The following is a 19,923-nucleotide window of genomic DNA, read 5'->3' on the forward strand; positions in this document are numbered from 1 at the left end:
TGTCTCGATGTCGAGACAGATGCTACACGCGGTCGGGGCCTCCGGCGGCGTCGACGTCCCCGGTGCCGCCGTCGGCGACCTGCCCGAACACGGAGCGGACGAGCAGCCACGTCACCCAGAGCATCGCCGCGTAGAGCGGTACCCCGGTGACGAGCTTGATGCCGGCCAGGAGCTCCACCTGCGCGGCGAGGTAGAGCGGGACCTCGATCGCGAGCCGCACCGCGAACAGCCCCGCCCAGAGCCAGGTCGCCACGGTGAGCACACGGCGCTTGACGGGGTCGCTGCGCCAGTGGTCGCCCTCCGGCAGCAGGAGCCCCACGACGATCCCGATGAGCGGCCGTCGGGCCACGAGGGTGGCGAGCAACACGGCCAGGGACACCGCGTTCACGACGATGCCCGGCACGAAGTTGCTCTCGGCGCGCCCGGTGAACAGCGACAGGCCGGCGGAGATCGCGACGCCGAGGATCCCGGAGAGCGCGGTGACGAGCGGCTGACGCTGCACGAGCCGCAGCCCGACGAACACGAGCCCGACGAGCACGGGGACCACGACACTCGGCACGAGCTGGTGCGTGACGGCGAACACGATCAGGAACGCGAACCCCGGGAGGATCGACTCGGCCAGTCCGCGCACCCCGCCGACCGCCGCGACGAGCGCCCGGCCCGATGGCGCCTCGCCCGGAGCGACCCGCGCGATGCCGGCCCGCGCGACCGCGTCACGCAGCTGCGCCGACAACGACAGCGCGTCGGCGTGGTCTGTGGCGTGGTCCTCGGGGAGCGGGGCGCTCGGGTCCGACGTCATCAGATCGTCGCGGTCGGCATCGTCTTCGGCATGTGGAGCGGGATGAGGTCGCGGGGCGGCATGGGACTCGTCCCACGGACGACGACCACGCTCCGGAACAGGTCCTCGATCTCGGTCGCGGCCTCGGGGTCCTCCGCCGCCTTGCCGGCGATCACACCGCGGAGGAACCAGCGGGGCCCGTCGACCCCGACGAAGCGCGCGGTCCGCAGCCCGTCGGTGACGCCGTCCTCGCCGACCACCGGGACGTCCGCGCGGAGCTCCGGGCCGAGCGGCCCGTCCACCTCGGTCGCCACGCCACCCTGCCGACCGATCTGCTCGGCGATCTGCGCGCGGATCTCGTGCCAGAGCCCCGTCGTCCGGGGCGCGGCGAACGGCTGCACCTGGAGCGTCGACTCCTCGAAGTCGAGACCGACCGCGACGACCCGCTGCGAGCCCTCCTCGACCTCGAGGCGGAGGTGGAGGCCCTCACGCGGCAGGATCTTCACCCCGCCGAGGTCGACGTACGGACGCACGGGATTCGCCTCGGTCTCGTCGAGCGGCCCGTTCTCCTCGCGGTCAGCAGGAGCCGACTTCGCCGTCGGCTCGACCGTCACGACCTCGTCGAGCGCCTCGTCGGCCTCGTCCGCGATGTCCACCTCGGGCGTGGTCGAGGCGAGCTCGACCTCCTCGGCGGGCTCGGTGCCCTTCTTGCCCCTGCCGATCCTCATGCGCCGGCTCCTTCCTGGTCGTCCGTTCCGGGTCGCGTGCCGTCCGCCGCGCCCTCCGTCGTGGGGGCGGCCGCCACGCTCACGTCCACCGCCGTACCGTACCCGGACGACCCGAATCCGCCGTGTCCGCGTACGCTGTCCGGGAGCTCGTCGACGGCGACGAACCGCACGGCGGGCACGGGCATCACGACGAGCTGGGCGATGCGGTCCCCCACCGCCACCGAGTACGACTCGCGCTGGTCCGTGTTGAGCAGGGCGACCTTGAGCTCCCCGCGGTACCCGGCGTCGATCGTGCCGGGCGCGTTGACGATCGTGATCCCGTGCTTGGCGGCCAGACCGCTCCGCGGCACCACGAACCCGGCGTACCCGTCGGGCAGGGCGATCCGTACGCCGGTGCCGACGAGTCGACGCTCACCGGGGGCGAGCACCACCGCCTCGGTGGAGACGAGGTCGGCTCCGGCGTCTCCCGGGTGGGCGAACCGAGGGGCGTCCGCCCCGGTCCATGGCACGTCGAGGGGCTCGGTCACGTGACGAGGGTAGTGCACACGGCGTGGTCGAATAGGGGGGTGACCGTGTACCGCGAACGACTCTGGGCTCCCCCGACCCTCTACCTCGCGACCGCGCTGGTGATCCCCGCCAGCCTGCTCGTGTTCCTGCCCATCAACACCACCGTCGGCGTCGTCGTCGCGATCGGCATGGAGCTCGCGGTCCTCGTCATGCTCTGGCTGCTCGCACCGATCGTCGAGGTGACCGAGGACGAGTTCCGGGCGGGCCGCGCGCACCTGCCGCGGAGCGCTGTCGGCGCCGTGCAGGGGTACGACGGCAGCGCGGCGACCCGCGAGCGCGGGCCGACGTTGGACGCGCGCGCCTGGACGCTCTTCCGTGGCTACGTCCACGGCGTGGTCAAGGTCGAGGTCGCCGACGCGCAGGACCCGACCCCGTACTGGTTGGTGTCCGTGCGGCACCCCGACCAGGTCGTCGCGGCCCTCGGACGCTGACCGGTCGGGAGGACGACGAACGGCGCCGGTCGGGAGGACGACGAACGGCGCCGGACCCCGATCGGGATCCGGCGCCGTTCGACGTGCGGGGTGTGGACTACGCCGAGGCGCACTCCATGCAGACGGGACCGAGCTTCGTCTCGTGGTCGAGCTGCGAGCGGTGCTTCACGAGGAAGCACTCGACGCAGGTGAACTCGTCCACCTGCGGCGGCAGCACCACGACGTCGAGGTCGACGTCGGAGAGGTCCTGTCCGGCGAGTTCGAAGCTGCCGGGGTTGTCGGCGTCGTCGACGTCCACGACACCCGACATCTTGTCGGGGACGCGCTCCTTCAGTGCCTCGATCGACTCGGAGTCGTCGTCGGTCTTCCGAGGGGCGTCGTAGTCGGTGGCCATGCCCATCCGTTCTCGTTGAGAGGGGTCGTCGCCGGGATCGGCGGCGACAGTTTGCATCAAGTACCGATGATTCGCAAACCGTGCGATCCGGTGCTCCAGCAGGCGGTGCAACCCGTCGTGCCGGCTGCGCATTCCCGCTTCCAGCCCGTCGGCACGCCATCTCGGTACCGGCGTCAGCGGCCGGCCACGGACACGAGGCCGACGACGTTTCCGCGCGGCACGCCCACGACGTCCCGGTCGCGGGGTCGGGCGGGTGGCACACTTCCGGACTGTACGCATGCACGGGAAGGCGGACAGATGCAAGACGTGAGAGTCATCGGTGTGGAACCGGGCGCGATCCTCCTCGCGACCGACTCCGGGAGCGAGTACCGGCTCGCGGTCACCCCCTCGCTGTCCGGCCAGGTCCGCCAAGCGAGCCCCGCCGAGGGCGAGCCGCACCGCCGGATCCCGCCCAAGGAGATCCAGGCGCGCATCCGCGCCGGGCTGAGCAGCGAGCAGGTCGCCGAGCTCATGGGCGTCGCGGTCGAGGACGTCCGTCGGTTCGAGGGGCCGGTGATGGCCGAGCGGTCGTTCGTGCTCGACGCCGCCCGACGCGTCTCCGTCACGGGCGAAGCGGGAGCACCCGAGGTCTTCGGCGACGCCATCACCGCGCGGCTCGAGGCCGGCGACGCCACCGACGTCCGCTGGTCCAGCCGGAAGGACGTCGAGCACGGCTGGCAGGTGCAGGTCCACTACATCGCGGACGAGGTCGAGCACGACGCGCAGTGGCGCTTCGACCCGAAGACCTCGACGCTGACGCCCGACAACGGCGACGCGCACCGCCTGTCGCGCGAGGACGACGACGAGGGCCTCACCCCTCGGCTCCGCGCCGTCGATCCGGAGCCCGAGGACAGCGCGTCCACCCGGTTCGACTCCGGCGCGTTCCGGGTCGAGACCGACCAGCGTCCGGCACCGGACCGGGAGGCCGCCGACCGTCCGCCACTCCGCGCACCGCTGCCGCGCATCGGCGCGCCGGCCGTCGAGGAACGGGGCCCGGGGAACGAGACCGCCGACCTGCTCGAGGCGCTGCGGCGCCGGCGCGGTGAGCGCGAGGCCGCCACGTTCGGCGACCACTCGGACGACCGCCGCGGGGACGACCGGCAGCGCCGGTCGGTGACCGTCGTGGACATCCCGCTCGACACCCTCGCTCCCGGCGAGGTCGGCGACGCCGACGGGGTCGACGACCCGGTGGGCGACGGCGGCCGCCCGTCGTCCGCGCCCCGGGCGGACGAGTCGGGCTCCACCGCGGAGCAGCCCGACGGAGGCCGACCGGACCGGAAGAAGCGGAGCCGACGGGCGATGCCGAGCTGGGACGAGATCGTGTTCGGCACGCGGCCGGACGACGACCTGGCCTGATCCGGCACCCCGACCTCAGGTGGCGAACGCCCCCGCGAGGAGCAGCGGGACGTAGGTCTCGTCGTCCGACATCGATCCGTGCTGGCCGAGCATCCGCCGGGGGTGTTCGCCGGCCTCGCGGTCGTCGTTGAACGCCCACTGACCGCGAGCGGCGACCACGACGTCGCCGAGTCGCGCCCGGACCGGGTCGGTGACCGCCCCGAACCACCCGGCGGCGATCGCCTCGTCGCGGCTCGCCACCCACGCGCGCTTGCCGACGCGCTCCCGCCACGCGCGCACGGTGGCGTCGACGTCGGTCCCCGGCGCCAGGGTGAGCTGTCGGCAGCGCGGATCCCCCGCGAACCCGACGACCGGTTCGAGCAGGTCGGGAGCGATGGCGACGTTCGCCTCGTCGGGGACGTCGAGCACGCCGTGGTCCGCGGTGACGACGAGGCCGACATCGGCCGGGAGCGCCGCCGCGAGCCGGGCCAGTTCGGCGTCGAGGGCCTCGAGCGCACTCGTCCACCGGTCCGACTGCCAGCCGCGCTTGTGGGCGATCGAGTCGAGCTCCGGCACGTACAGGTAGACGAGCGTGGCCGGCCCGTCGGCGACCGCCTCGAGCGCGGCGTCCACCCGGGCGGGGATGGTGTCGGCGTCGACGTAGTCCGCGCCCGCCAGGACGTTCGCGGTGAACCCCGACGTCCGGTATCGCGCCGGCCCGACCGACCGCACCACGAGCCCGTCGGCCACGGCCCGCTCGAACAGCGTCGGGACGAGCAACCACCCCGCGGGGACCCCGGTGTCCCAGCCGCTGAGCAGGTTGACCACGCGGCCCGAGCCCGGGTCGAACCCGCTGTACCCGACGACGCCGTGCGTCCCGGGCGTCGCACCCGTGCTGAGCGTCGTCAGCGCGGCGGCGGTCGTCGTGGGGAACCCGCTCCGCAGGCGGCGCTTCTCGGCGGCGAGGAACCGCGCGTGACCGGCGCGCGCCCGCACGGCGTTCGCACCGAGTCCGTCGACGAGCACGACGATCGCGGACCGGGCGGGACGGAGCCGGATCCGGGCCTCCCGACCGAGCCCCGCGAGCGCCGGTCCAGGGTGGCCGAGTGCGGTCAGGCAGGCCGGCACCACGTCGGCGAGGTTCGCGGTGTCCTGCGTCGCCGTCGGTACCATCGGAGTCATCCGGCCCAGTCAACCAGACAGCGCCGCGACAGAGAGGGCCCATGGCACGCACGGACGCAGTCGGCCTCCCCGACGGTGAGCGCATCGAGGACGTCGACGTCTCCGAGGAGATGCAGGGCTCGTTCCTCGAGTACGCGTACTCGGTCATCTACTCCCGCGCGCTGCCCGACGCCCGTGACGGCCTGAAGCCCGTCCAACGCCGGATCCTGTACCAGATGTCGGAGATGGGCCTCCGCCCGGACCGCGGACACGTCAAGTGCGCGCGCGTGACCGGCGAGGTCATGGGCAAGCTGCACCCGCACGGCGACGGCGCGATCTACGACGCCCTCGTGCGGATGGCACAGGACTTCACGATGCGCGTCCCGCTCGTCGACGGCCACGGCAACTTCGGCTCGCTCGACGACGGACCCGCCGCCGCCCGCTACACCGAGGCACGACTCGCCGAGCCGTCGATGGCGATGACCGACGGCCTCGGTGAGGACGTCGTCGACTTCGTCCCGAACTACGACAACCAGCTCATGCAGCCCGAGGTGCTGCCCGCGGCGTTCCCGAACCTGCTCGTGAACGGCGCGTCCGGGATCGCGGTCGGCATGGCCACGAACATGGCGCCGCACAACCTCGGCGAGGTCGTCAAGGCCGCGAAGCACCTGCTCCGTCACCCCGACGCGACCCTCGACGAGCTCATGGAGTTCGTGCCCGGCCCCGACCTGCCGTCGGGCGGCACGATCGTCGGCCTCGCCGGGGTCCGGGACGCCTACGCCACCGGCCGCGGCTCCTTCCGCACGCGCGCCAAGGTGAGCGTCGAGAGCATCACCCCGCGCAAGACCGGGCTCGTCGTCACCGAGCTGCCGTACCTCGTCGGTCCCGAACGGGTGATCGAGAAGATCAAGGACGGCGTCCAGTCCAAGAAGCTCTCGGGGATCTCGGACGTCACCGACCTGACCGACCGGAACCACGGACTCCGGCTCGTCATCGGGATCAAGACCGGGTTCAACCCGTCCGCCGTGCTCGAGCAGCTGTACAAGCACACCCCGCTCGAGGACGGCTTCGGCATCAACAACGTCGCCCTCGTCGACGGCACCCCGCAGACGCTCGGGCTCAAGGAGCTCCTCGAGGTCTACGTCGCACACCGCCTCGACGTCGTGACCCGCCGGTCCCGCTACCGCCTCGCGCGGCGTCGCGAGCGCCTCCACCTCATCGAGGGCCTGCTCATCGCGATCCTCGACATCGACGAGGTCATCGAGGTCATCCGGACGTCGGACGACTCCGAGGCCGCACGCACGCGGCTCCAAGAGGTCTTCGACCTGTCCGAGGTGCAGGCCGAGTACATCCTCGAGCTGCGCCTGCGGCGCCTCACCAAGTTCTCGCGCCTGGAGCTCGAGCGGGAACGCGACGAGCTGCTCACCGACATCGCCGCCCTGGAGGAACTGCTCGGCTCCGACGCCCGGCTCCGGACCCAGGTGGCCACGGAACTCACCGAGGTCGCGGACCGCTTCGCGACCCCGCGCCGCACCCTGCTCACCGAAGCCGACGCGCCCGTGCGCGGCGGACGCAAGGCCGCCGTCGAGCTCGAGATCGTGGACGCGCCGTGCCGCGTGCTCCTGTCCACCACCGGACGGCTCGTGCGCGTCGACCAGACGGAGGGCTCCGACCGCGTCGCGCGCACCCCGGCGCGATCGAAGCACGACGCCGTGCGGTCCACCGTCGCCACCACGGTGCGGTCCTCCGTCGGCGCACTCACGGACCGTGGCCGCGTCGTGCGGTTCTCGCCCGTCGACGTCCCCGCCGTCCCGCCGGCCTCGGTCCGCCTGGACGCCGGCGTGCGTGTCCGCGACTACCTGGGCCTGCCGTCGGGTGAGACCGTCGTCGCGCTCCTCGACCCCGAGTCACCGAACGCGCTCGCGATCGGCACACGGCAGGGCGTCGTCAAGCGCGTCGTGCCGAACGCGTGGCCGGACAAGCCCGACGTCGTGGCGATCGCCCTCAAGGACGGCGACGCCGTGATCGGCGCCACACAGGGACCCGAACAGGACGACGTCGTGTTCGTGACCTCGAACGCGCAGCTCCTGCGGTTCCCCGCCGCCGTGGTCCGCCCGCAGGGGCTCCCCGCGGGCGGCGTCGTCGGCGTCCAGCTCGCCGCGGGTGCCACGGTCATCGCCTTCACGACCGTCGACCCAGCGGCCGACGTCGTCGTCGCGACCGTGTCCACGTCGTCCGCGACGCTCGCCGGCACGGACCCCGGCCGCGCCAAGGTCTCCGCTCTGTCCGAGTTCCCTGCCAAGGGGCGCGGCACCATGGGGGTCCGGGCGCACGCGTTCCTCAAGGGCGAGGACGGCCTCGCCGTCGCGTGGGCCGGTGTCGCTCCACCGCACGCGCTCGGTCCGGACGGCGCGGCCCGGACACTGCCCGACTGGTTGTCCAAGCGCGACGGGTCCGGGTCACCGCTCGAGGCCGTCGTGACCACGATCGGTGCGAGCCCCGCCGTCCCCATCGGGGCGGAGTCCGACCCCGCGTAGCGGGGCCGGAAGGCGACCCCGCGGAGCGGGGCCGGAGGGCGACCCCGCGGAGCGGCCGGGACGCGACGCCGCGCAGCGGCCTGGGCCTGGGCCTGGGCCGCCCGTCAGGCGTCGATGCGGTCCCGGTCGAGCCCCTGGCCGGCCAGGATGAACTCCTTGCGTGGCGCCACGTCGTTGCCCATGAGCAGCTCGAACACCCGGGCGGCGTTCTCGGCGTCCGACACGTTGACGCGCCGGAGGGTCCGGTGCGCCCGGTCCATCGTGGTCTCGGCGAGCTGGTCGGCGTCCATCTCGCCGAGGCCCTTGTACCGCTGGATCGGCTCCTGGTACTTCTTGCCCGACTTCTCGAGCTTCCGGAGCACGCCCTGCAGCTCCTGCTCGGAGTACGTGTACAGCGTGTCGTTCGGCTTGCCCCGGTTCACCACCACGACGCGGTGCAACGGCGGGACGGCGGCGAACACCCGGCCGGCCTCGATCATCGGGCGCATGTACCGGAAGAACAGCGTCAGCAGCAGCGTGCGGATGTGCGCACCGTCGACATCGGCGTCGCTCATGACGATGACCTTGCCGTAGCGGGCCTGGTCGAGCTCGAACGAGCGTCCGGATCCGGCTCCGACCACCTGGATGATCGACGCGCACTCGGCGTTCGAGAGCATGTCGCTCACCGAGGCCTTCTGCACGTTGAGGATCTTGCCGCGGATCGGAAGCAGCGCCTGGTACTCGCTGTTCCGGGCGAGCTTGGCGGTGCCGAGCGCGGAGTCGCCCTCGACGATGAACAGTTCGCTCGCGGCGACGTCGTTCGACCGGCAGTCGGCGAGCTTCGTGGGCAGGGACGAGCTCTCGAGCGCGTTCTTGCGGCGCTGGGTCTCCTTGTGCGCGCGAGCGGAGATCCGGGACTTCATCTCCGAGACGACCTTCTCGAGCAGCGCCTGCGACTGTGCCTTCTCGGTCCGCTGCGTCGACGTCAGGATCTCGGTCATCCGGGCGGCCACGACGTTCGCGACGATCTGCCGGACCGCCGGCGTGCCGAGGATCTCCTTCGTCTGCCCCTCGAACTGTGGCTCGGGCAGCCGCACCGTCAGCACCGCGGTGAGTCCGGCGAGCACGTCGTCCTTGTCGAGCTTGTCCTGCCCCACCTTGAGCCTGCGGGCGTTCGCGTCCACCTGCGCGCGGATCGCCTTCATCAGACCGTTCTCGAAGCCCGTCTGGTGCGTCCCGCCCTTCGGCGTCGCGATGATGTTGACGAAGCTCCGGGTCACGGTCTCGTAGCCGCTCCCCCAGCGCAGCGCGACGTCGACCTCGCAGGTGCGCTCGACCTCGGTCGCGACCATCGCCCCTGCGTCGTTGAGCACCGGCACGGTCTCGGTGAAGGTACCCGTCCCCGTGACGCGCCACGTGTCCGTCACGGCCGTGTCCGGAGCCAGGTGTTCGGCGAACTCGCTGATGCCACCGTCGAACCGGAACCGCTCGACGACCGGTCCCTCGAGTCGCTCGGCGCCCTGCCCCTCGGCGAGCCGGGACGCCGCGGCGATCGCGTGCGGGCGTTCGTCGGTGATGGTGATGCCGAGACCCGGCACGAGGAACGCGGTCTGCCGCGCCCGGTTCGTCAGGTCACCGAGCTGGAACACCGCGTCGGCGGTGAAGATCTGCCGGTCCGCCCAGTACCGGACGCGCGTGCCGGTGACGCCGCGCTTCACCTTGCCGATCACTCGGAGCTCGCTGCCCGAGGTGAACGGGGTGAACGGTGCGTCCGGGCCGATGCCCGCAGCGTCGTCGAACACGCCGGGCTCACCGCGGTGGAACGACATGGCGTACGTCTTGCCGCCGCGGTCGACCTCGACGTCGAGGCGTTCCGACAGCGCGTTCACGACGGATGCCCCGACCCCGTGCAGACCGCCGGACGCGGCGTACGAGCCGGACCCGAACTTGCCGCCCGCGTGGAGCTTGGTGAACACGACCTCGACGCCCGTCAGCCCCGTCTTCGGCTCGACGTCGACGGGCACGCCACGCGCGACGTCCCCGACCTCGACGCTGCCGTCCGCGTGGAGCCGCACGGTGATCTCGTCGCCGTGGCCCGCGAGGGCCTCGTCGACGGAGTTGTCGATGATCTCCCACAGGCAGTGCATGAGCCCTCGTGAGTCCGTCGAACCGATGTACATCCCGGGACGCTTGCGGACCGCCTCGAGCCCTTCGAGCACGGAGAGATGGCGGGCGTTGTAGTCGGAACTCACCTGCCGAGGCTACCCGCGACCGGTGACGCTCCTGGCGCACCACCCCGGACGTGAGCGCACGACGCTCGGCCGACCGGGCCTCCCGGCGGTGTCCGCGACGCGCAGGTGACCGTCGACGGAATCCGCGGTCAGCGAAACAGCGCGACCACAATGCGGGGATCCCAGGGAGCGCGTGCTGAAATGGACGCACCAACCCCGGCACCGCCTCCGATCAACGAGGAGCACACCATGTCCCAGACCGTGCAGGACCTCTCCATCGACGACCTCGGCAGCAACCAGCTCACGGCGGCCGACCGCTGCGACAGCTGCGGCGCGCAGGCCTACATCCGAGCCACGATGGCGAGCGGCGAGCTCCTCTTCTGCGCCCACCACGGTGCCGAGTTCAAGGACAAGCTCGCCGCGACCGCCCTCGAGTGGCACGACGAGACCAGCCGCCTCTACGAGAGCAAGTAGCGCCCGGCCCCGCCACGGCGATCGCCGCGGTCGGTCCGACGAACAGAGGCCGGATCCCCATCGGGGATCCGGCCTCTCGCGTACCCTGCCGGTGTGCCGCTCGCGACCGCGTCAGGCGATGCGTTTGAACGCCTTGTCGACGTAGCGCGTGATCACCGCGCGGGCCTCGCGAGCGTAGCGGTCCACGGCGGCGGTGCGCGTCGGATCCGGCGCGTATTCGCGACCCAGACGACCGGTGGCGGCGGCCAACACCGCATCGGTCAGGTGCGGGTTCAGTGGCAGGAGCGGCCCCTGGGTGTGGGTGCCGAACGCCGCGGCGGTCGCCGAGCCCTCGGTGCCGGTGCCGTCCTGGTTGCCGCCGCCCGACACGACGTCCGCGAACACCGCCGTGGGATCGGTGTTCTCGATGCGGGTCGCGTGGTCCTCGAACCCCGCCACGCGTTGGTCTCCGCCGGGCAGGGTCCCACGCACGTCGAGCAGGAAGTAGTTGACCCGGCGCTCGGCGCCGCGCACGGCGCGGGCGTCGAACACCCCGAGGCCGGTCACCGGCGTCCCCTCGGTGGGGACGACCTCGCGGGTCGCCAGGTCGTAGCCGCCACCGACCGCCACGAGCGGCACGCCGGCGGCGACGGCGTCCTGGAGGAACGGTGCGAGTCGGGCGGGGTCCCCGCCGAGCGAGCGCATCGCGCTGAGCGGGCCGTTGCCGACCACGACGACGTCGGCGTCCGTCGGGAGGCTGTCCCCGACGTCGTGGCGCACGACCTCGGTCGGGATCCCGGCGGCGTCCGCGCGGGCGACGAGGGCGGTCACGTTCCCCCGGTCGCCCGAGACGCCCATCTGCCGCGGGTAGAGGTGCAGGATCGTGAGGCGATCGGCCGTCATGCCGTCCTCTCCAGGTCGGGATGACCGAGGGCCTTGCGGGCCAGCATCATGATCTCGTAGTTGACGATGAAGTGCTTCGTGCCGGACGTCGTCGCCCCGAGTCCGGACATCAGTCGGATCGCGGCCTCGACATCGGGCTCCACACGGCCGATCCGCACCCCGGCGAACTCGAGGGCGAGGGCGATCTGCCACGCCTTGTCACCCGACACGACGTCCACGTGGTCGAGATGCGAGAAGTCGATGTCGTAGATCCAGGAGATGTCCGGCGTGCCCTCGTCGATCGCCATGAGCACCTGCTCGGGCGGCGTCGACAGGGCGTCGAGGTTGAGCTGCAGGCTCGCGGCGTTCTTGAACATGGTGAACTCGGCGTGCTCTCCCGCGATCGGGATGCGCTCACCACGCCCGTAGGCCGGCTTCATCGCGGTGAAGGCCCGGGTCACCGCTTCCGCGCGGAACTGCTCGCCGAGGGCGGCCGAAGCGGTCGCGGTGGCAGCAGCGGCGTCCACCGCGTAGTGCAGCCCCCGGGCCGGCAGCCGCACCGGGATGTCGGCCCCACCGAAGCGGACCACCGCTGCGTCCCCCGTGGACTCGACGACCTCGGCGTCCGCGGCGGTCGTGCCCGACGCGTCCCGGGCGAAGTCGTCCGCGTTCTGCAGCCCGTTCGGAGCCGCAGCGACGACCTCGGGCGCGGCGCCGAAGCGCAGGACCCGCTGGCCGGCCCGGCCCTCGTAGGCGTCGAGGAACTGGTCGTCGTGGTTCGTGATGACGTTCCGCGACGACGTCGCCGCGGTGTCGAGCATCATCGTCGCGACGCGCTCCGTCTCGAAGAACCGGTACAGCTGGTCCACCTGCACGTTGAGCATCGTGACCGTCGACGGCGAGAGGATGCCGGACAGCTCCACGGCGAAGGCCTCGTCGACCTCGAGGATGCCGATGTCCGCCTTGAGGCGTCCCGTCAGCCCGACCTCCGAGAGGAGCGCCGACGCGATGCCCTGCGGCAGGTTCGCCCCGGACGGGTTCGTGAACACGCGGAGCCCGTGCGCCCGCATGATCTCGGAGATCATGTGGGTCGTCGTCGACTTGCCGTTCGAACCCAGGACGAACACGATGCCGTTCGGGAACTGCCGCGACACGTGCCGGAGGAAGTCGGGAACGAGCTTGAGGAGGATGTAGCCGGGGTAGGCGGATCCCCCGCCGCGCGCACGAGCGAGGGCGCGGAGGATCCGCCCGATGAGGATCGGGACGACGAAACGCACGCGGGGCCTACTCGAGGTAGTCGCGCAGGGACTGCGACCGCGACGGGTGGCGCAGCTTCGCCATCGTCTTCGACTCGATCTGGCGGATGCGCTCGCGGGTGACGCCGAACGTGTCGCCGATCTGGTCGAGGGTCTTCGGCATGCCGTCGCCGAGCCCGAAGCGCATGCGGATGACGCCCGCCTCGCGCTCGGACAGCGAGTCGAGCAGGCTCTCGAGCTGCTTCTGCAGCATCGTGAAGCCCACTGCGTCCGCCGGGACGACGGCCTCGGTGTCCTCGATGAGGTCACCGAACTCGCTGTCGCCGTCCTCGCCGAGCGGGGTGTGCAGCGAGATCGGCTCGCGGCCGTACTTCTGGACCTCGACGACCTTCTCCGGCGTCATGTCGAGTTCACGCGCGAGCTCCTCGGGCGTGGGCTCACGTCCGAGGTCCTGCAACATCTGCCGCTGGACGCGGGCGAGCTTGTTGATGACCTCGACCATGTGGACCGGGATGCGGATGGTCCGCGCCTGGTCCGCCATGGCGCGGGTGATCGCCTGCCGGATCCACCAGGTCGCGTAGGTCGAGAACTTGAAGCCCTTCGTGTAGTCGAACTTCTCGACGGCACGGATGAGGCCGAGGTTGCCCTCTTGGATGAGGTCGAGGAACTGCATGCCGCGACCCGTGTAGCGCTTGGCGAGGCTCACCACGAGGCGGAGGTTCGCACCGAGCAGGTGGGACTTCGCGCGCTGACCGTCGCGGGCGACCCACTTGAGCTCACGCTCCTCTTGCTTGGACAGCCCCGTCGCGTGCTGGAGCTTGTCCTCGGCGAACAGGCCGGCCTCGATCCGCATCGCGAGCTCGACCTCCTCGGCCGCGTTCAGGAGCGGGACCTTGCCGATCTGCTTCAGGTAGTCCTTGACCGGGTCCGCCGTGGCGCCCGTGATCGTGGTCGAGTAGACCGGGACCTCGTCGTCGTCGGCCTGCGAGATGACGAGCGCGCCCGCCGGAGGGGTCGCCTCGGGCGCGGGGGTCGCCCTGTCCTCGGACTCGGTCTCCTCGCCGTCCTCGGTGTCGCTGTCCTCGGAGTCGGCCGCGACCTCGGTGTCGTCGGCCTCGACGTCGACGGCGTCCTCCGGCGCGTCCTCGTCGGTGTCCGGCTCGTCGTCGGCGGGGGCGGCCGCCTTGCCGCGCGCGGTCTTGGCGGTCGTCTTCTTCGGCGCGGCCTTCTTGGCGGGGGCGCGCTTCTTCGGCGCGGCCGGTGCCGCGTTCTCGTCGGTCGCGGTCTCCACCGTCTCGGCGTCGGCCGTGGCCTTCGTCGCATCGATCGTCGTGCTCCGGGCAGCCATGCGATCACCTCTCTCGTCGTGTCACGTTCTGGGTCGTGACGGCCCCTCGCTGTCCTGCCCCCGCCGTCGGCGGACCGACGTCAGGACCCTGCGTTCCGGGCAGCATGAGGACCCATGTCAAGTCCTCGTGCCCCGATCACCACGAGCCGGAGCTCGCCGCTGATCGGCGTACCAGGACCCGAACGGGTCCGTACGCCATTATTGCACGTCCCGCCGCCGCCCGACGCGTGTCGTCCGCTCGAGCTCGATCGAACGCACGATGCGTGGTCGGGTGGGATGCGATGTCAGGGTCTGGTCGGCCCGTCCGTCGTACGGCCGGCGCGCATACGCCGCACCAGTGCAACCCAGAGGGGGCCGACGCGTATTCCGTCCTCGGCGTGGATCCGTGCTCGCGTGCGGTGCCGCGCGACGAGGAGCATCACCACGCCGAACCCCACCACGACGTACTGCACGAGCAGGGCGACCCGGAAGGACGACCACGCGAAGACCGCCGCGCCCGTGTGGTCGTGGACCGCGTCGAGCACGACGCCGATGCAGTACATCATGACGAAGGCGGCCAGGAACCCGCCGACGTTGACGACGCCGTTCGCCGAACCGAGCGACCCGACGGGGTTGAAGGTCCGCGCGAAGTCGAAGCCGATGAGGGACCCGGGGCCACCCACGCCGAGGACCACCACGAGCACGACGACGAGCCACGTCGGCGGAGCGCCGGGCCAGAGCAGCACGGCCGTCCACGCGGCGAAGATGACGCCCACGATCGTCAGCACCAGGTTCGACCGCCGGAACGGGAAGCGTGCGCAGAGCACCCCGAGGACCGGGCCGACCACGAACCCGACGAGCACGATCACCGTGAGGAACGCCGCCGCCACGGTCGCGGAGTACCCGAGCCCGCGCTCGAGCATCGGCACGCCCCACAACAGGCTGAACACGGTCCCCGACGACTGCGTGACGTAGTGCGACCAGAAGCCGAGCTGGGTCCCGGGACGCCGGAGCGCCTGCCCGAACGTCGAGAACGCGCCGCGCCGCGAGCCGGGCAACGGGATGGCGTCCGTCCGCACCGCGATCGGACCGTTGCGGACGAACGCGGCGACCAGCACGAACCCGGCGAGGCTCACCGCGGCCGCGACGCCGTACGCGGCGCTCCACCCGGAGGCGTGGAGCAGGACCGCGAACGGGAACGCCGAAGCGATCTGCCCGAGCTGCCCCAGGTTGCCGGTCCACTGCGAGATCTGCGGGAGGATCGGCCCGGTGAACCACATCGGCAACAGCCGGATCACCGAGATGAACGTCATGGCGTCGCCGGCGCCGACGAGCACCCGACCGCCGATCGCGAGACCGATCGTCGGTGACATCGCGACCACCGCCTGACCGACTGCGAGCAACGCCGCGCCGGCGGCGACGAGCCGACGTGGCCCGACCCGGTCGAGCAGGATCCCGACCGGGATCTGGAGGCCCGCGTACACCGCGATCTGCACGACCGCCAGCGTCGAGAGCACGGCCGCGGACACGGCGAACCGCTCCTGCGCCTGGACGCCCGACACACCGAGCGACGACCGCTGCAGCACGGCCAGCACGTAGGCGAGCACGGCGACGGACCAGACGGTCCACGAGCGGCGGGAGTTCATCCCCGCCAGCGTATCCAGCGGCCGCCCTCCGGACCGTGCGGCTCCGGCTGCCGACGTCGTGCGGCTCAGTCGAGCGTGGCGTCGCCCGCGACCCCGTCGGGGCCGTCCGGGCGGCGGTCCGCCAGGAAGCGCTCGAGCTCGGCCGCGATCGCGTCCGCCGTCGGGACCTCACCGTCGGCACCGGTGAGCGGCGACGACACCGGGTTGCCCTCGACGTACGTGTCGTGCCGCTCCTCGAGTGCCTGCACGAGGTGCTCGAGCTCGCCGTTGCCCGCGACCTGCTCGTCGACGCGGTTGTGGAAGTCGCGCCCGAGTTCGCGGAGGCGGTCCGTCGGGAAGATCAGGCCGGTCGCCACCGCGATGCCGGAGAGCGCGGCGACGGCGGCGTCGGGGTACTCGGTGTCGGACAGGTAGTGCGGGACGAGCAGCACGAGACCGGTGACCTGGCGGTCGAGTTCGCTCATGCGGTGCTCGACGAGGTGCAGCACGTTCGCCGGTGCCTGGGTCTGCGGCTTCCAGATGCTCATCGACTCGACGAGGTCCGCGCGTGTCCCGCTCACCGTGATCCCGATCGGACGGGTGTGCGGGACGGGCATGGGGATGGACTGGATCCACGTCGTGTCGGTGACGGCCAGGTCCTCGGCGAGGTCGACCACCGCGCGGACGAACCGGTTCCACTGGAAGTCCGGCTCGTACCCGGAGAGGAAGAGGAACGGGCGACCGAGTTCGTCGTGCACGAGGTGCAGCGTCAGACGGGACGGCGTGACCTCGGCGATGTGGTCGCGGTCGAACGTGATCACCGGGCGGCGCGCCCGGTAGTCGAGCAGGATGTCCGGATCGAACTCCGCGACGAGCACCGCCCCCGGACCGGCGAGCAGCGTCTCGGTCACCTGACCGACCGCCGTGCCGGCGTCGGCGAACCCCGTCAGGCCCGCGACCAGATGCAGACCGGGCGGGACGTCCGCCGCTGCCGCGGTCAGCGTGTACAGGTCTTCGGGGTTCATCCCGACCATGCTAGGCGGGGCCGTCGGACACCCCCGACCGCCGCTGCACGCCCAGAGCGAACAGCTCCGACGGTCCGGCACGAGCGCGTCAGTAGGGTTGGGGGTATGGTCCGCCCCACGCTCGACACCACCTCCGACCGCCCCGACAGCGTCGACGCCGACGTCCTCGTGCTCGGGGTCCGCCCGGGCTCCGACGGCTCGCCCGCCGTCGTCGCCCCCACCGCCGACGGCACCGTCGTCGACCTCGGGATCGACCTCGCGGCGCTCGGCGTCCGCGGCACGAAGGACCAGCTGGTCCGGCTGCCGGCGCCCGGCCTCGCCGCGCGCAGCGTGGCGCTCATCGGCCTGGGGAGCCGGGTCGACGCGGCGTCGATCCGTGCGGCTTCGGGCAGCGCCGTCCGACAGCTGCACGACGTCGTCTCGATCGCGATGGGCCTCCCGACCGATCACGAGGACCTGGTGGACGCAGCGCTCGAGGGCGCGGCCCTCGGGACCTACACGTTCACCCGGCACCGCGGCACCGGCACCACCGGACCGGTCCGCGGCGACCAGCGGATCACGGTGCTCGCGGCCGCCCCGGCCGAGGCCACGGTCCGACCGGCGATCGTCGCCGACGCGGTGGCGCTCGTCCGTGACCTCGTCAACACCGCTGCCGCCGACATGGCACCCGAGGACGTCGCCGAGGCCGCCCAGGACGCAGCGCGCGGTCTCCCCCTCGACGTCGAGGTGCTCGACGTCGCCGCGCTCGAGGAGCAGGGCTACGGCGGGATCCTCGGGGTCGGCCGCGGCTCCGTCCGGCCGCCCCGGCTCGTGGTCGTGCGGTACGCGCCCGACGGAGCGTCGAAGCACCTCGCGCTCGTGGGCAAGGGCATCACCTTCGACTCCGGGGGTCTCTCGCTGAAGCCCGCCGCGAGCATGAACGGCATGAAGGACGACATGACCGGCGCCGCCACCGTGCTCGCCGCCACGGTCGCCGCCGCCCGCCTGGGGCTCCACGTCCGCGTCACGGCGTGGCTGTGCCTGGCCGAGAACATGCCGTCGGGGTCCGCCACGCGCCCCGGCGACGTCCTGACGCTCAAGAACGGCAAGACCGTCGAGGTGACGAACACCGACGCCGAGGGGCGCCTCGTCCTCGGGGACGGCCTCGCCGCGGCGTCGCTCGAGATCCCGGACGCGATCGTCGACGTCGCGACGCTCACGGGTGCGCAGGTCGTCGCCCTCGGTGACCGCACGTCCGGGCTGATGGGATCGGACGACCTCGTCGACCGCGTCCGTGCGGTGGCCGAATCCGTCTCCGAGCTCGTCTGGCCGATGCCCCTGCCCGACGAGCTGGACGCGCGGCTCGCGAGCGAGGTCGCCGACATGGTGAACGCCACGCCGGGGCAACCGGCCGCCGGGATGCTGCTCGCGGGCCGGTTCCTCGAGCGGTTCGTCGGCACCCGCCCGGACGGCAGCACGATCCCGTGGGCCCACCTCGACATCGCCGGGCCCGCCGAGAACAAGGGTGGCGGGTACGGCTGGCTCGGCAAGGGTCCGACCGGCGTCATGGTCCGGACACTCGTCGCCCTCGCAGAACAGCTGCAGTCCGAGGAGTAGGGTCGTTCCGGCGGATGCGCTTGTCATCCGCCGACTGCTCACACACGGCACGGGACCCGAACCAGGGCACCGACCGCCGGGCGCCGCCGCGGCGCGGCGTTCCACGAGGGCCCGATCGGCCCTCTCGCACGAGGGAGTTGCACCAGGTGACGGAAGAGACTTACGACGTCGTGGTCCTCGGTGGCGGCAGCGGCGGGTACGCCGCGGCGCTCCGGGCCGCGGAGCTCGGGATGAGCGTCGCGCTCGTCGAGAAGGACAAGCTCGGCGGGACCTGCCTGCACCGCGGATGCATCCCGACCAAGGCACTGCTCCACGCGGCCGAGATCGCCGACGGCGCCCGTGACGCCGAGCGTTTCGGCGTCAGGGCCCAGCTGCACGGCATCGACGTCCCGAAGGTGATCGAGTACCGCGAGGGCGTCATCACCTCGAAGTACAAGGGCCTGCAGGGGCTGATCAAGGCGCGCGGCATCACCGTGGTCGAGGGCTCCGGTCGACTCACCTCCCCCACCACCGTGCAGGTCGGCGACCGCACCGTGACCGGCAAGAACGTCGTGCTCGCGACCGGTTCCTACTCGCGCAGCCTGCCTGGTCTCGAGATCGGCGGGCGGGTCATCACCTCCGAGACCGCCCTGCAGATGGACTACGTGCCGAACAAGGTGGCCATCCTCGGCGGCGGTGTCATCGGAGTCGAGTTCGCCAGCGTCTGGAAGTCCTTCGGCGCCGACGTCACCATCATCGAGGCGCTGCCGCACCTGGTCCCGAACGAGGACGAGGCGATGTCGAAGCAGCTCGAGCGGGCGTTCCGCAAGCGCGGCATCGGGTTCTCGCTCGGCGTCCGGTTCCAGGGCGTCGAGCAGCACGAGAACGGCGTCGTCGTGACGCTCGAGAACGGGTCCACCGTCGAGGCCGACCTGCTGCTCGTCGCCGTCGGCCGCGGTCCCGTCACGGCCGGGCTCGGCTACGAGGAAACCGGCATCCGGATGGACCGTGGGTACGTGCTCACGGACGACCGGCTCCGCACGAGCGTCCCCGGCGTCTTCGCCGTCGGCGACATCGTCCCCGGCCTGCAGCTCGCGCACCGCGGGTTCCAGCAGGGCATCTTCGTCGCCGAGGAGATCGCGGGGCTGAGCCCCGTCATCACCGAGGACAAGAACATCCCGAAGGTCACCTACTGCGACCCCGAGGTCGCCTCGGTCGGGCTGTCCCAGGCGAAGGCGGAGCAGGAGTACGGCGCCGACAAGATCGACGCGTACGACTACAACCTCGCCGGGAACGGCCGCAGCCACATCATCGGCACGTCCGGCTCCATCAAGGTCGTGCGCGTGGTCGACGGTCCGGTCGTCGGCGTGCACATGATCGGTGCGCGCGTCGGCGAACTCATCGGTGAGGCCCAGCTCGCGGTGAACTGGGAAGCCCACCCCGAGGACGTCGCCCCGCTGGTCCACGCACACCCGACCCAGAACGAGGCGCTCGGCGAGGCGTTCCTGCACCTCGCGGGCAAGCCCCTCCACGCACTGTGACGCTCCGCCGGACCCGGTCGAGCACCACCGCACCACCACACCACCACGCCTTCGAAGAG

General features: G+C 71.9%; 17 protein-coding genes. 6 read left to right on the top strand and 11 right to left on the bottom strand.

Translation table 11 applies throughout. The features are described from left to right. Positions 1 to 22 precede the first annotated feature (22 nt). From DEI86_RS00525 to dut, 3 genes are read right to left on the bottom strand one after another with little or no spacing between them, the layout of a single operon-like run. Positions 23 to 799 carry a DUF3159 domain-containing protein gene (locus tag DEI86_RS00525; protein ID WP_111048539.1) on the bottom strand — a complete coding sequence of 259 codons (777 nt, stop codon included), beginning with the start codon at positions 797 to 799 and terminating at the stop codon, positions 23 to 25. Then, a complete protein-coding gene (locus DEI86_RS00530) occupies positions 799 to 1,506 on the bottom strand; it encodes a DUF3710 domain-containing protein (RefSeq protein ID WP_111008805.1) in 708 nt (235 codons plus the stop codon). The genes DEI86_RS00525 and DEI86_RS00530 overlap by 1 nt, the downstream gene beginning before the upstream one ends. Continuing rightward, positions 1,503 to 2,033, bottom strand: a complete 531-nt coding sequence (dut, locus tag DEI86_RS00535) for a dUTP diphosphatase (RefSeq protein WP_111008804.1) — start codon at positions 2,031 to 2,033, stop codon at positions 1,503 to 1,505. Before dut ends, DEI86_RS00530 begins: the two co-directional genes overlap by 4 nt. Before the next feature lie 39 nt (positions 2,034 to 2,072). On the opposite strand from dut, the gene DEI86_RS00540 reads away from it, so the two are divergent. Continuing rightward, positions 2,073 to 2,504 carry a DUF3093 domain-containing protein gene (locus DEI86_RS00540; RefSeq protein WP_111008803.1) on the top strand — a complete coding sequence of 144 codons (432 nt, stop codon included), beginning with the start codon at positions 2,073 to 2,075 and terminating at the stop codon, positions 2,502 to 2,504. A 97-nt stretch (positions 2,505 to 2,601) separates the two neighbouring features. On the opposite strand, the gene DEI86_RS00545 is transcribed toward DEI86_RS00540, so the two are convergent. Next, the gene (locus DEI86_RS00545; RefSeq protein ID WP_111008960.1) at positions 2,602 to 2,898 is read right to left on the bottom strand and encodes a DUF4193 domain-containing protein; all 297 of its coding nucleotides are present in this window, start codon (positions 2,896 to 2,898) and stop codon (positions 2,602 to 2,604) included. 297 nt (positions 2,899 to 3,195) lie between these two features. Between DEI86_RS00545 and sepH the strand changes: the two genes are divergently transcribed. Continuing rightward, the gene (sepH, locus tag DEI86_RS00550) at positions 3,196 to 4,293 is read left to right on the top strand and encodes a septation protein SepH (protein ID WP_111012500.1); all 1,098 of its coding nucleotides are present in this window, start codon (positions 3,196 to 3,198) and stop codon (positions 4,291 to 4,293) included. Between the two features lie 15 nt (positions 4,294 to 4,308). Here sepH and DEI86_RS00555 read toward each other — a convergent pair whose 3' ends face one another. Then, a complete protein-coding gene (locus DEI86_RS00555; RefSeq protein WP_220038476.1) occupies positions 4,309 to 5,454 on the bottom strand; it encodes an alkaline phosphatase family protein in 1,146 nt (381 codons plus the stop codon). A 41-nt stretch (positions 5,455 to 5,495) separates the two neighbouring features. On the opposite strand from DEI86_RS00555, the gene DEI86_RS00560 reads away from it, so the two are divergent. Further along, positions 5,496 to 7,970: a DNA topoisomerase (ATP-hydrolyzing) subunit A gene (locus DEI86_RS00560; RefSeq protein ID WP_111048542.1), complete on the top strand. Its 2,475-nt coding sequence runs from the start codon at positions 5,496 to 5,498 to the stop codon at positions 7,968 to 7,970. A 104-nt stretch (positions 7,971 to 8,074) separates the two neighbouring features. Here DEI86_RS00560 and DEI86_RS00565 read toward each other — a convergent pair whose 3' ends face one another. Then, positions 8,075 to 10,201: a type IIA DNA topoisomerase subunit B gene (locus DEI86_RS00565; protein ID WP_111008799.1), complete on the bottom strand. Its 2,127-nt coding sequence runs from the start codon at positions 10,199 to 10,201 to the stop codon at positions 8,075 to 8,077. Between the two features lie 228 nt (positions 10,202 to 10,429). On the opposite strand from DEI86_RS00565, the gene DEI86_RS00570 reads away from it, so the two are divergent. After that, a complete protein-coding gene (locus DEI86_RS00570; protein ID WP_111008798.1) occupies positions 10,430 to 10,654 on the top strand; it encodes a hypothetical protein in 225 nt (74 codons plus the stop codon). 111 nt (positions 10,655 to 10,765) lie between these two features. Here the strand turns inward: DEI86_RS00570 and DEI86_RS00575 are convergent, their stop codons facing one another. The 5 genes from DEI86_RS00575 to DEI86_RS00595 form a co-directional block, all read right to left on the bottom strand. Continuing rightward, on the bottom strand, positions 10,766 to 11,536 hold the full coding sequence (locus DEI86_RS00575; RefSeq protein WP_111048543.1) for a type 1 glutamine amidotransferase: 771 nt from the start codon (positions 11,534 to 11,536) through the stop codon (positions 10,766 to 10,768). Continuing rightward, positions 11,533 to 12,792, bottom strand: coding sequence for a MurT ligase domain-containing protein (locus tag DEI86_RS00580; protein ID WP_111008796.1), 1,260 nt, complete (start codon positions 12,790 to 12,792; stop codon positions 11,533 to 11,535). Before DEI86_RS00580 ends, DEI86_RS00575 begins: the two co-directional genes overlap by 4 nt. Before the next feature lie 7 nt (positions 12,793 to 12,799). Further along, positions 12,800 to 14,119: an RNA polymerase sigma factor gene (locus DEI86_RS00585; RefSeq protein WP_111048544.1), complete on the bottom strand. Its 1,320-nt coding sequence runs from the start codon at positions 14,117 to 14,119 to the stop codon at positions 12,800 to 12,802. 284 nt (positions 14,120 to 14,403) lie between these two features. Then, positions 14,404 to 15,744 carry a nitrate/nitrite transporter gene (locus tag DEI86_RS00590; protein WP_111048545.1) on the bottom strand — a complete coding sequence of 447 codons (1,341 nt, stop codon included), beginning with the start codon at positions 15,742 to 15,744 and terminating at the stop codon, positions 14,404 to 14,406. Positions 15,745 to 15,809: 65 nt separating this feature from the next. Then, on the bottom strand, positions 15,810 to 16,748 hold the full coding sequence (locus DEI86_RS00595) for a proteasome assembly chaperone family protein (protein ID WP_375342158.1): 939 nt from the start codon (positions 16,746 to 16,748) through the stop codon (positions 15,810 to 15,812). A gap of 105 nt (positions 16,749 to 16,853) precedes the next feature. On the opposite strand from DEI86_RS00595, the gene DEI86_RS00600 reads away from it, so the two are divergent. Further along, positions 16,854 to 18,344 (top strand): leucyl aminopeptidase, encoded by a 1,491-nt coding sequence (locus DEI86_RS00600; RefSeq protein ID WP_111048547.1) that lies wholly within the window; start codon positions 16,854 to 16,856, stop codon positions 18,342 to 18,344. A 146-nt stretch (positions 18,345 to 18,490) separates the two neighbouring features. Then, positions 18,491 to 19,864, top strand: a complete 1,374-nt coding sequence (gene lpdA, locus DEI86_RS00605) for a dihydrolipoyl dehydrogenase (RefSeq protein WP_111048548.1) — start codon at positions 18,491 to 18,493, stop codon at positions 19,862 to 19,864. The last annotated feature ends 59 nt before the right edge of the window (positions 19,865 to 19,923 follow it).

It is taken from the genome of Curtobacterium sp. MCBD17_028 (assembly GCF_003234875.1).
Classification (GTDB): Bacteria; Actinomycetota; Actinomycetes; order Actinomycetales; family Microbacteriaceae; genus Curtobacterium.

What these genes read in the sequence shown, in the direction of transcription:
- DEI86_RS00555 (WP_220038476.1), bottom strand. Translation starts at nt 5,454, where the DNA reads ATGACTCCGATGGTACCGACGGCGACGCAGGACACCGCGAACCTCGCC.
- DEI86_RS00575 (WP_111048543.1), bottom strand. Translation starts at nt 11,536, where the DNA reads ATGACGGCCGATCGCCTCACGATCCTGCACCTCTACCCGCGGCAGATG.
- sepH (WP_111012500.1), top strand. Translation starts at nt 3,196, where the DNA reads ATGCAAGACGTGAGAGTCATCGGTGTGGAACCGGGCGCGATCCTCCTC.
- DEI86_RS00545 (WP_111008960.1), bottom strand. Translation starts at nt 2,898, where the DNA reads ATGGCCACCGACTACGACGCCCCTCGGAAGACCGACGACGACTCCGAG.
- DEI86_RS00585 (WP_111048544.1), bottom strand. Translation starts at nt 14,119, where the DNA reads ATGGCTGCCCGGAGCACGACGATCGATGCGACGAAGGCCACGGCCGAC.
- DEI86_RS00600 (WP_111048547.1), top strand. Translation starts at nt 16,854, where the DNA reads ATGGTCCGCCCCACGCTCGACACCACCTCCGACCGCCCCGACAGCGTC.
- DEI86_RS00560 (WP_111048542.1), top strand. Translation starts at nt 5,496, where the DNA reads ATGGCACGCACGGACGCAGTCGGCCTCCCCGACGGTGAGCGCATCGAG.
- DEI86_RS00570 (WP_111008798.1), top strand. Translation starts at nt 10,430, where the DNA reads ATGTCCCAGACCGTGCAGGACCTCTCCATCGACGACCTCGGCAGCAAC.
- DEI86_RS00530 (WP_111008805.1), bottom strand. Translation starts at nt 1,506, where the DNA reads ATGAGGATCGGCAGGGGCAAGAAGGGCACCGAGCCCGCCGAGGAGGTC.
- DEI86_RS00595 (WP_375342158.1), bottom strand. Translation starts at nt 16,748, where the DNA reads ATGAACCCCGAAGACCTGTACACGCTGACCGCGGCAGCGGCGGACGTC.
- DEI86_RS00590 (WP_111048545.1), bottom strand. Translation starts at nt 15,744, where the DNA reads ATGAACTCCCGCCGCTCGTGGACCGTCTGGTCCGTCGCCGTGCTCGCC.
- DEI86_RS00525 (WP_111048539.1), bottom strand. Translation starts at nt 799, where the DNA reads ATGACGTCGGACCCGAGCGCCCCGCTCCCCGAGGACCACGCCACAGAC.